The sequence below is a fragment of the Streptomyces sp. NPDC059695 genome (assembly GCF_042733785.1).
Classification (GTDB): domain Bacteria; phylum Actinomycetota; class Actinomycetes; order Streptomycetales; family Streptomycetaceae; genus Streptomyces.
In genome coordinates this window covers 555,307-566,962 of the sequence record NZ_JBHWFF010000002.1, presented here as the reverse complement: position 1 = coordinate 566,962, position 11,656 = coordinate 555,307, and the positions used below count along the sequence as shown (strand labels likewise).

General features: G+C 70.4%; 8 protein-coding genes. 7 read left to right on the top strand and 1 reads right to left on the bottom strand.

Annotation, left to right across the window (positions count from 1 at the left end):
* The 7 genes from ACFV2S_RS05145 to ACFV2S_RS05115 all read left to right on the top strand — a co-directional run.
* Positions 1-2,037, top strand: a 2,037-nt coding sequence (locus ACFV2S_RS05145; RefSeq protein WP_385554347.1) for a xanthine dehydrogenase family protein molybdopterin-binding subunit, incomplete at its 5' end; no start/stop codon positions are given.
* 118 nt (positions 2,038-2,155) lie between these two features.
* Positions 2,156-2,626: a hypothetical protein gene (locus ACFV2S_RS05140; RefSeq protein WP_385554345.1), complete on the top strand. Its 471-nt coding sequence runs from the start codon at positions 2,156-2,158 to the stop codon at positions 2,624-2,626.
* Between the two features lie 92 nt (positions 2,627-2,718).
* The gene (locus ACFV2S_RS05135; protein ID WP_385554343.1) at positions 2,719-4,209 is read left to right on the top strand and encodes a hypothetical protein; all 1,491 of its coding nucleotides are present in this window, start codon (positions 2,719-2,721) and stop codon (positions 4,207-4,209) included.
* A gap of 77 nt (positions 4,210-4,286) precedes the next feature.
* Positions 4,287-5,474, top strand: coding sequence for a type VII secretion-associated serine protease mycosin (gene mycP, locus ACFV2S_RS05130; RefSeq protein ID WP_385554390.1), 1,188 nt, complete (start codon positions 4,287-4,289; stop codon positions 5,472-5,474).
* 50 nt (positions 5,475-5,524) lie between these two features.
* On the top strand, positions 5,525-5,941 hold the full coding sequence (locus ACFV2S_RS05125) for a hypothetical protein (protein ID WP_385554341.1): 417 nt from the start codon (positions 5,525-5,527) through the stop codon (positions 5,939-5,941).
* 36 nt (positions 5,942-5,977) lie between these two features.
* Positions 5,978-8,293, top strand: a complete 2,316-nt coding sequence (locus ACFV2S_RS05120) for a hypothetical protein (protein WP_385554339.1) — start codon at positions 5,978-5,980, stop codon at positions 8,291-8,293.
* 157 nt (positions 8,294-8,450) lie between these two features.
* Positions 8,451-8,969: a hypothetical protein gene (locus tag ACFV2S_RS05115; protein ID WP_385554337.1), complete on the top strand. Its 519-nt coding sequence runs from the start codon at positions 8,451-8,453 to the stop codon at positions 8,967-8,969.
* Between the two features lie 574 nt (positions 8,970-9,543).
* Here the strand turns inward: ACFV2S_RS05115 and ACFV2S_RS05110 are convergent.
* Positions 9,544-11,652, bottom strand: coding sequence for a protein kinase (locus ACFV2S_RS05110; protein WP_385554335.1), 2,109 nt, complete (start codon positions 11,650-11,652; stop codon positions 9,544-9,546).
* Between the last annotated feature and the right edge of the window lie 4 nt (positions 11,653-11,656).

The following is an 11,656-nucleotide window of genomic DNA, read 5'->3' as shown; positions in this document are numbered from 1 at the left end:
CGCGGGCGCCCCACCGGGCGGCGCGCCGCCGCCGGGCGCGAGTACCCCTCCCAACTGGTCCGGCACCCCGGCGAGCCCCTCGCGGCCGTCGCCCCCGACCACCCGGACACGGCCCGGCTCGCCGCGGCGGCGATCGACGTCGAGTACGAGGTGCTCGACCCGGTGACGGACCCGGAGAAGGCGTTCGAGGCCGAGGCGCTGCACCCCGACGGGAACCTGATCCGGCACATCCCGCTGCGCTTCGGCGACCCGGAGGCGACGGGCGAGATCGTCGTCGAGGGCCTCTACCGGATCGGCCGCCAGGACCCGGCGCCGATCGGAGCCGAGGCAGGCCTCGCCGTGCCGCGCCCCGACGGAGGCGTGGAGATCTACACGGCCTCCACCGACCCGCACACCGACCGCGACCTGGCCGCCGCCTGCTTCGGGCTGCCGCCCGGGCAGGTCAAACTGGTCGTCACCGGAGTCCCCGGCGCCACCGGCGACCGCGAGGACCCCGGCTTCCAGATCCCGCTCGGCCTGCTCGCCCTGCGCACCGGCTGCCCGGTCAAACTCACCGCCACGCGCGAGGAGTCGTTCCTCGGCCACGCCCACCGCCACCCCACCCTGCTGCGCTACCGCCACCACGCGGACGCGGAGGGGCGCCTGGTGAAGGTGGAGGCGCAGATCCTGCTCGACGCGGGCGCGTACGCGGACTCGTCGTCGGAGTCGCTCGCGGCGGCCGTGGCCTTCGCCTGCGGCCCGTACGTGGTGCCGCACGCCTTCGTGGAAGGCTGGGCGGTCCGCACCAACAACCCCCCCTCCGGCCATGTGCGGGGCGAGGGCGCGATGCAGGTCTGCGCCGCGTACGAGGCCCAGATGGACAAGCTGGCCGCGAAGCTGGGCGTGGACCCGGCCGAGCTGCGCATGCGGAACGTCATGGCGACGGGCGACATCCTGCCCACGGGCCAGACGGTGACCTGCCCGGCCCCCGTGGCCGAACTGCTCTCCGCCGTCAGGGACTTCCCCCTGCCGCTGCTCCCGAAGGACACCCCCGAGGGCGACTGGCTGCTGCCCGGCGGCCCCGAGGGCGCGGGCGAACCCGGGGCGGTGCGGCGCGGCGTGGGCTACGCGCTCGGCATGGTGCACATGCTGGGGGCGGAGGGCGCCGACGAGGTGTCGACGGCGACCGTGCGCGTCCTGGACGGGGTGGCCACGGTCATCTGCTCGGCCGTGGACACGGGCTCGGGCTTCTCGACCCTCGCGCGGCAGATCGTCCAGGAGACCCTCGGCATCGACGAGGTCCACGTGGCCCCCGTCGACACCGACCAGCCGCCGGCCGGCCCCGCCGCGCACGGCCGCCACACCTGGGTCTCCGGAGGCGCCGTCGAACGCGCCGCGAAGATGGTCCGCACCCAGCTTCTCCAGCCGCTGGCGCACAAGTTCGGCATGTCGACGGAGCTGCTCCAGATCACCGACGGCAAGATCACCTCGTACGACGGCGTCCTGTCGACCACGGTCACGGAGGCGATGGACGGCAAGGAACTCTGGGCGACCGCCCAGTGCCGTCCGCACCCCACCGAGCCCCTGGACGAGTCCGGCCAGGGCGACGCCTTCGTCGGCCTCGCCTTCTGCGCGATCCGCGCGGTCGTGGACGTGGACATCGAACTCGGCGCGGTGCGCGTGGTGGAGATGGCCGTCGCGCAGGACGTGGGCCGCATCCTGAACCCCGCCCAGCTCGCCGCCCGCATCGAGGCGGGCGTCACCCAGGGCGTCGGCGCGGCCCTCACGGAGAACCTCCGCACGGCCCGTGGACTGGTCCGGCACCCCGACTTCACGGGGTACGCACTCCCGACATCCCTGGATGCCCCGGACATTCGCATCGTGAAACTCGTCGAGGAACGCGATGTGGTCGCCCCCTTCGGCGCGAAGGCGGCGAGCGCGATCCCGGTCGTCACCTCACCCGCCGCAGTGGCCTCAGCGGTACGGGCGGCGACGGGCCGCCCGGTCAACCGCCTCCCGATCCGCCCCCAGGCGGCGGTCGCCGTGCCCAATTCGTAACCATGTGATGTCCGTTGCTTGTGCAACTGGGAGGTGCGCACTGTTGTCGTTCCTGACTACAGTGAACTTCTAGACTTGTGCGGTACACGGCATGGTGGTTCACGGGGGAGGTCGCGGCATGCGAGCAGAGTTGGATGGGATGTCGTCCGGGATGCGGACGCAGGCCGTCAAGTACAGCGCCGACTCCATGCAGAAGTTCAAGCAGGGCGTCGAGGAGCTCATCACCCAGCTCCAGGGCTCCGACGCGAGCGCTCCGAAGCTGAAGTCGGACCCGGTCACGCGCACGCAGTTCGGCGGCGGCGGAGCGGCCTGGGCCGAGGCGCAGGGCGCCTACTCGGCCTACAACGAGGTCCTGGGCCAGCTGGTGCAGCTTTCCGGCCTGCTCCACGACTGCCTGGAAGGACTCGGGATCGCGGTCGTCGCCTCCAAGAACGGCATGGAGGGGATGGACGACGACATCAAGCGCAAGATGATCCAGATCCACCAGCGGACGTTCGACGCCAAGGAGAAGGCGGACAAGGAAGCGGGCCGCACCGTTCCGGGCAGTCAGGGCGACACGGCGACCGAGGGCGACGGCTCCTTCAAGTAGGCCGGCGCGGACGGAATTTCGGGGACACGGGGAAGAGGCGAACGATGAGGCCTGCAGAGGGCGGCGGAGGCGGCGGAACCAACTTCGCCGGCATGAAGCACGAGCAGATGCTGGCGTGGCTGGACGAGGCGAGCAGCTATTACGTGGGCGACGCGGCGAGTCGGCTGAAGAGCGTCTCGTCGCAGATGGCCAAGATCGCCGAGGACCTGCGCGCCAGCATGAGGAACATGGACTGGGAGGGCGAGGCCGAGAAGGCCTTCGTCGAGTGGGCCACCAACGTGGCGAACTCGACCACGCACCTCTCGAACTACGCCGAGCGCGGATCCGTCGCGATGGAGGACAACGCCTCCGCCATCGCCTCGGCGCAGAGCGCCATGCCGCGCTACACCTCCCACGCGTCCGCCAAGGAGAACCTGCAAGCGGCGCTGAAGGCCCACAACGACCCCGACTCTCAGACCATCGCCCGCAACGCCCGGAGCGAGATGTCCCCCAGCGAGGAGCTGGCGGCCATCGAGGCGAAGGAGAGGGAGAACCAGCAGGCGGCGGCGGACCAGATGTACCGCCTCTCGTCCGCCTACCAGTGGTCGACCTCCCGCATGAACAACGAGGTGCCGCCCACGTTCCCGCCGCCGCCGGGGGCGTTCGTCCCCGACGCGAAGGAAGTCCGGGACGGCTCCGGTTACATCGGGTCCTCCTCGCAGGGTGGCGGTCAGCGTTCCACGAGCACGGGTACGGGTACGGGGACGCACACCACGCCCTCGCAGCCGGACACCCGGACCACGCCCGACCCGACCACGGTCCCGCCCAAGGGCGACCCCACCGGGCCGACCCACGTCATCCGACCCGAGGTCCGGCCGGACGTCCCCGTGGACCTCGGCATCGACAGCGTGAAGACCCCGCCGAAGCCGGACGTCACCGCGCCGACGACGCAGCTCCCGGGCGGTCCGCCGCCGGTCACCAAGCCGGACGGCGGTCTGCCTCCGCTTGTGACGCCCGGCATGCCGCCGCTGTCCCCGAAGGGCGGCCCGGGCCCCCTGGGTCCCACCTCCCCCGTCACCGGCGGCACCGGCAATCCGCGCGGCCCGCTGACCGGCGGCACCGGCAACCCCCGCGGCCCGCTGACCGGCGGCCTGCGCAACGTTCCCGGCATGCCCCGTGAGGGCATCAGCGGCGGTCGCCAGGTTCCCAGCACCACGGGCCGGCCGCAGACCGGCATCCCGCGCAGCACCGTCGTCGGCAACGAGAACGCCGGACAGAACCGGACCGGCATGGGCCGCGGCATGGGCGGAGCCCACGGCATGGGCGGCTCCATGGGCGGCGCGACCGGCCAGAGCGGCATCACCGGCGGCCGGCGCCTCGCCGGCGAGACCGGCGGCGTCGTCGGCGGCAAGGCGCAGCGCGCCGGTGCCGCGGGCGGCGGGAAGCCCTTCACGTCCGGCGGCTCCGGCCTGGTGCGCGGCGGAAACGCCGCGAAGCCGGACGAGCGCGAGGAGCAGAACGGAGAGCGTCCCGACTACCTGGTCGAGGACGAGGAGACCTGGCAGCAGGGCAACCGCCGCGTGGCCCCGCCCGTCATCGACTGATCAGCGCGAGGAAGCAGATGCGTACCAGCAGTATTCGTCGGAGCCGTGCCCGAGTCACCGCCTCGGCCGCCTTGGGGATGCTGCTGGTGGGCATCGCTTCCGTCCCCGCTCACGCGGAGAACTTCCGTGCCCAGCAGTGGCACCTCGACGCCATGGGCGCGGAGGAGATCTGGCAGCTCAGTACCGGTAAGGGCGTCACCGTCGCGGTGATCGACTCCGGTGTGGAGAGGAGCAACCCGGATCTCCGCGGCCAGGTGCTCAAGGGCAAGGACTTCGCTCCGGACGAGTCCGGCGACGAGTTCACCGACTACCTCGGTCACGGTACGGGCATGGCCGGCCTGATCGCGGGCACCGGAGCGAGGGACGGGGGGAACGGGGCCTTCGGGCTGGCTCCTGGAGCGAAGATCCTTCCCGTACGCGTCCCCGGCCTCGACGAGGGCGACGGCAGCATGGCGGAGAGCGACGAGGAGTTCAACCGCGTCGTTCCTCAGGCGATCAGGTACGCGGCCGACTCCGGCGCCAAGGTCATCAACGTCTCGCTGGGAGCCACCGCGGGCTCGCAGACACTCACCGACGCGGTGAAGTACGCGCTGGACAAGGGGTCTCTCGTCTTCGCCTCCGTCGGGAACAGCGGAGACAGAGGCAACGGGGTCGAGTACCCGGGAGCGACCCCCGGCGTCGTCGGTGTCGGCGCCGTCGACAACAAGGCGAAGCACGTCTCGACGTCCCAGCACGGCCCTCAGGTCGACGTGGTGGCCCCCGGCAAGGACATGGTGCACGCCTGCGGTGGTGGCACCGGCATGTGCAAGTCCACCGGTACCAGTGACGCCACCGCCCTCGCCTCCGCCGCCGCCGCGCTCCTCTGGTCCAAGCACCCCGACTGGACCAACAACCAGGTCCTGAAGGTCATGCTCGACACCGCCGCCAAGCCCAAGGACGGCGGGAAGCGCAGTGACTTCGTCGGTTACGGAGCCATCCGCCCGCTTCGTACGCTGAAGACGCCCGGCGACCCCGGTCCGGCCGGCGTCCGGCCCATCGACGACCTCACCGAGGCCTCGACCGCGACTCCGTCCGCCTCCGCCTCCACTTCCGGTGCGGCGGACCCGGCCCCGTCGCAGTCCACCCCCGCCCCGGCCCCCGCCCCCCAGGCCTCCGTCTCCGAGGACGGTGGCAACACCGGCCTCTGGATCGGCCTCGGGATCGGCGCCGCCGTGCTCGTCGGCGCCGCCATCGCCGTCACCGTCCTTCGCTCGCGGCGGAGCTGAGCCGGAACCTTCCGCCGCCCGCCGTCCGTAACTCACTCATGGGGAAGTAGATGTCGTTCGACGAGGAGTGGAGCCAAGCCCGCAGCCAGAGCGCGGCGATGAGGCTCAACAGCGTGCCCACGGACCCCGGTGGCAGCGGCGGGGCCAGTGACTACAAGGTGACCTCCGCCGACCTCAAGGCCATCGGCAACGAGGCCCAGGAGCTCTTCCACTGGTTCGAGCGCGACGCCTTCCACGCGGGCGCCCAGACCGACACCGCGGCCAAGGGCCTGGACGGCGACGGGTTCCTGACCGGCTCCGCGATGTGGACGATGTGGGACACCTGGCGCGGCCAGGCCGAGGCGCTCCTCAGCGCCTGCGCACACATCCACAACCACCTCGAAGACACGGTCATCAGCCACGCCAACCATGAAGAAGTGCTGGTCACGAACTTCTCCATGTCAGAGATCGACAAGCACTTCAACTGAGCCTGAGCCGGCAACGGCGGCTGACGAGGGAAACAGATGCTGAAGTTCGACCAGGTCCTCCACGCGCACCTGAGCGGCCTCAAGGAGGCCGTCACCGTCTGGTCGGAGACGGTGACCAAGCTGGAGAAGACCAAGGAGAAGGCGGAGACCGGTCTCCAGGGCAAGGCCGACAAGGCCGACTGGAAGGGCGAGAACGCCGGTGTGACGCAGGCGTTCGTCCGGAAGACGGCCAAGGAGTTCGGCGACGCCCTCACCGAGGCGAGCAGCATCCGCAACATCCTGCGGGACGCCGAGAGCGAGTTCCAGGCGGCGAAGGCCGAACTGGAGAAGCTGGTTGCGGAGGCTCCTGGCAAGGGCATGCGCATCGACCAGGAAGGCGTCGTCGGCTACCTCATCCGTCCCGACAGCAGGTCCAAGGACTACGACGGCCCCAAGCCTCAGCCGGCCGACTTCGATGCGGAACGTGCAGCGATCAAGGCCGCGATCGACCGGGCGAACAACGCCGACGACGTCGCCTCCCGCGCCCTGCGCGGACTCGTCGGCAGCGACAAGATGAACTTCTCCGGCACGAACTACGACTCTCTCGCGGCCGCCTCGAAGGCGCAGGACGCCGAGGACGCGCACGCCGCCTACGAGCTGTACAAGAAGGGCGACGACGCCACCCCGGAGGAGATCGACAAGCTCAACGCCCTCTTCAAGGCCAACCAGAAGGACCCGTACTTCGCCGAGAAGTTCGCCCTGGAGGTCGGACCGAAGGGCTCCATGGAGTACTGGGCCGACATGGGCGACCCGAGCGACGGCTCGCGGCTCGGTGTCGACCACCGCGACAAGCTCAAGGAACTCCAGACGAACTGGAGTCTGACGCTCGCCACCGCGACCCATTCCACGAGCCCCGAGATGGAGCAGTGGAAGGCCGACGTCATCAAGGCCGGCGGCGAGCCGATCCAGACGCGCGGCACCAGCCCGTACGGCTTCCAGGTCATGAGCAACCTGATGCGCGTCGGCGACTACGACGACAAGTTCCTGAAGGACTACGGCAACGGGCTCGTCGTCACCGAGCGGAAGATGACGGGCGACGGCCGGCTGCCCGCCGACCGGGCCTGGCACCAGCTGGGCGGCCCCAGCCACCTCAACTGGATGGGCGGCGACCTGGGCAACGACCCGATGGTCGGCTTCATGGAGGGACTCGGGCACAACCCGAAGGCGTCGACGGACTTCTTCAACAGCAGCATCGATCTCACGCCCGAGAACACCAAGGACGACAAGAAGATCGATCCGTTCGACTACTTCACCAAGGACCGTGAGTGGCCGGACTCGATCAACGACAAGGGTGACCTGACCAAGGAGCCCGGCTACAACGCGCTCGGCCACGCCCTGGAGTCCGCGACCACCGGCCACCCGTACGACGCGGACCCCGAGGGCCTCAAGGACGTACGGACCAAGGAGAACGCCGAGGTCATGCAGAAGGTCGTCGAGCGGTACGGCGACGACCCGAAGTACATGCACAAGCAGCCGGGCATCGACGACAGCCTCGGCAAGATGGGCGCCGCCTACATCGACGAGTTGAACCGCTCCCTGGAGACGGACAGTGACGGGGCGATGGAGGAGAAGAAGAACTCTCCCTTCGGCGCCAATGACGCGAAGGGGCATTCCCGGTTCGGGTCCGAGTTTGATACAGGGCTGCTCTGGAACCGCGGCGACGCCGTCAACTTCATGGGCATCGTGTCGCAGAGCGAGACCGGCCACTCCACGCTCTCGGCGGCCGAGTCGCTGTACACGACGAGCGTTCTCGATCACGTGGGACCGAAGCCAGGGTCGACCTTCAACGAAATGGACCTGACAGACACTCGCACGACCCTGCGGATTGGGTCGGAGGCGCAGGGAATCATGGACGAGTCCCGCATGGCGCAGATCGACAAGGACTACGAAAAGGACTCCGAGGAGCACAAGAAGGCCGTCGGCAAAACCACGGAATGGGTCAAGTTCGGGGTTGGCGCGGTCGCGGCTGGTGGTGTCGTTGCCCTGACCGGAGGCGCGGGCGGTGTACTTGTGCCTCTGGCTGCCGAGACGGTGGGCGGTGCGGTGACGACCTTCATCGGTATGGAAACCGACGACGTGGCGGAGAAGTACGAGAAGGACGAGGAGCTCAAGAAGAAGTCCGACGAGCTGAAGCAGCAGGCGCTGAACGACGGCAAGGAGTCCTCGCTCAGGCCGGGCATCGCCTACGCGACAGCCCCCGGCTGGACCGACGAGCAATCCAACTACCTTGATGAGCACCTTGTCGAATACGTTCGAACCTCGCGCCTGCATGCTCGGGACAACAACCTCCCCGACCCGTACGAGAAGGACTGACATGCGGTCTGCCCTGCGACGAATCGGTACGGCTTTCGCCGTCGCCGCCCTCCTCACGAGTTGCTCAGACGGCGACGGTGGGTCTGGTACCGACGAAACCGGCGGCGTGTCAGCGTCGGAGGCTTGCGGGAGTGCGTTCGGTAACGACGCTGCATCCATGGCTGCTTTTAAGGCCGTCATGGGCGGTGACCGTTTCGACGAGGGATCAGCTAAGCCGAAGGAGGCCATCGATGACCTGCGGAAGGCTTCGCGTGAGCAGTGGGCTGCCGACTACCGACCGGAGTCGGTCCGGTACTGCTGGCTCTGGCCGGCCGAGGGAGACGGTCAGAAGGACCTGATGGTCGAGCTCACCCCTGCGCGGAAGGCTCCGGGACTGCATCCAAACCACGCGAAGCGGGTTACCTCCTACGCCTCGGGGTTGCAGGCCTTCTCCTCGTCAGGGCTCGGTTTCCTCTATTTCTCCTGCGGCTTGAAGGCGCCTGCACACGACATCGTCGTCGAGTTGAAGGTGCGCGGCCCTGCGGGTGTCCCGGAAACGGATCTGGAGCAGCGCACTCGACTCATCACACTCGCCAACACGCTGGCTCGGAAGGTTTCCGGGGAGCTGGGCTGTCAGGACGACGGTCTAGCTGCCGGGATTCCCGTCTCCGTTCCGAACCCGTCCTCCGCTCCTTAAGAGGCTGCTCCCTGAGCATCGCCCTCCACAGGAACCTGATCCCGGTCGCCGCCCTCGCGCTGGCGGCGACCGGCTGTTCAGCCGGAGGCGACGAGGCCGCCTCCCCGGGGCAGGCACCTCGGAGGTCTGCGGCGGCTTCGCCAAGCAGCCGGACGCCGCCGCGCCCTCGAAGCCATCGCGGGCAAGAGCGCCCGGCTGACGAGGCGTCCCCTTCTGCGCGCTGGAGACGGCCGGGGACGAGAAGAACGTCCTCAGCATCGGTTTCCGGGAGGCTCTGGCCGTCCCCGGGACCGACGCGGTCAAGGACCTCGCGACGGTCTACGCCACCGGCCGGCGTGCGACCTCGTCCGACCTCTTCGCCTCGGTCTCCTTCACGTGCCGCCTCACGGCACCGGCCCACGCGATCGTCCTCGACGCAAAGCTGGAGCGGGCGGACGAGAACGAGGCCGACCACCCCGGCATCAGGGACGAGCAGATCACCCTGGCGAACGCGGCGGCCCGGCACGTCGCCGCCGAGCTGGGGTGTACGGACACCGGGCTGGTCGAGGGCGTGCCGGAGAAGGTGACGTAGACCCTAGTCGGCGAAGACCGGCATGGCCGCGATCCGTCCGCCGCGTGCGATGAAGACGCGGTGGGCGTCGCTGACGAGCTGGTAGGGGCCTTCGCGCTGCATCGTCACGGTGAACAGCCTCTCGTCGCCGTTCCTGTTCATCACCCGGACGGCGCTGTCGTCCGGCTCGGGCAGCCAGACCGTCCCGCCCTCCACCGCGGGCGCGGTGAGGGTTCCGGTCGTCGTGCCCATCTCGCCCATGACCACCGACCACTCCGTGCTGGAGCGGCCGGTGTCGGCGACCGTGCCGAGCCGGTAGGCCACGTAGCCGTCGACGGCGAGGACGAAGGCGCCGTCGGCGACAGGGCTGGACCAGCCCTGCTCCGGGTCGCCGTAGCTCCTGCTCTCCTCCTTCCACAGGAAGCCACCGTCGTCGAGACGACGGGCCATCAGGCCGGGGCCGCCGACGTAGAAGGTGTTGCCGCTGATCGAGGGTGCCTGACCCCGGGTGCCCTGGCCCTTGAGCGTGCACACGGTCTCGGCCGTCGTGGTGTCGAGAACCTCGACGTGACCGTCCCGGCCGTGGATCACGAGCCGCTTCCCGCTCGACACCGCCTTCGCGGGGCCGTCCGGGGAGCGCGGGGACGTCATCGGGCGTGTCCACGCGGTGGCGAGCGTCCAGGCGTCGACGGCGCGCAGCTCGTTGGCCTTCGTCACCAGGTAGACGTGGGTGTCGTCGGCGGCGAGGACGTCGTCGACGTCGGACTGTGTCTGCCACACGGGTGAGCCGGTGGAGGCGACGAACGCGTGCAGGACGCCGTTCCCGTCGGTACCGACGACGAGCCGGTCGGCGACGGAGACGTACCCGGCGGCCGCGTCGATGTCCTTGGCCCGCCACCGCACCGTGCCGTCCGTGACGGACAGCGCCAGCAGGTCGCCGTTCGTGCCCTGCACGACCAGCACATCGCGCACGGGCAGCGGGAGTCGACCGTTCGGGGCGGTCACGTCGAGGGGGCCCCACAAGGCCTTCGGGACTTCGCCCGGCTTGCTGTCGATGAAGGAGACGAAGGCCGCCTCCGGAGTCGCCACGGCCGCCGGCACACCGGCGGTCGGCGACTCGCCTGGCCGGTTCAGCCACCAGGCCCCGGCGCCGCCGCCCGCGCCGAGCACGGCCACGCCGGCCGCCGTCAGGGTGAGGAAGCGGCGCCGCGTCGGCGCGAAGGCGGGTACGGCCGTGTCCTCGGGAGCCGCCAGGCGCTTCGTCGCCTCCTCCCGCCGCCTGATGTCCTCCGCCAGCGGACCCTTGCGCCACGCCCGGTCCGCGCCCCTGGGCGGGTCGAAGGCCTCGGCGACCTGCGGCGGGGCCGGGCGGAACGCCGGGTCCTTCGAGAGGCACGGGCCGATGAGGGTCTGGAGTTCCGGCGGCACCAGGCTCAGGTCCGGCGTGCCGTGCACCACCTCGTACTGGACCGCCGCCACATGGCCCCCGTCGAAGGTGCGCCGTCCGCTCGCCGCGTACGCGAGGACCGCGCCGAGCGAGAAGACGTCCGAGGCCGGCCCGACGCGCTGCCCGAGCACCTGCTCCGGTGCCCCGTACCCCGGGGTGACCGGGATCTGGCCCGTGGTGGTGAGGGTCAGGCCGTGCTCGGGGCGCGCGATGCCGAAGTCGATGATCCGCGGGCCGGTCGAGGTGAGCACGATGTTCGCGGGCTTGAGGTCGCGGTGGACCAGGCCCGCCCCGTGGATGTCGTGCAGGGTGCGGGCGAGCCTGGCGGCGAGGGCACGGACCGTCGGCACGTCCATCGGGCCGTACGCGCGGACGGCCTCGTCGAGCGTCGGCCCGGCGAGGAACTCGGCGGCGATCCACGGCCGTCCGCCCTCGGTCTGCGCGCCGAGGACCCGGGCCACACCCTTGCTCGTGACGGCCCGCGCCATGTCCGCCTCGCGGACGAAACGCTGCGCGAGGTGCCGGTCGTGGGCGAGCTCGGGCCGGAGGACCTTGACGGCGGCGGTGGTTCCGGCGCGGTCCCGGCCCACGTACACCTTGCCCATGCCGCCCTCGCCGAGGACGCCGAGGAGCCGGTACGGGCCGAGCCGGAGCGGGTCGCCGGCGGCGAGGGGCTGAGGGGTCACGGGC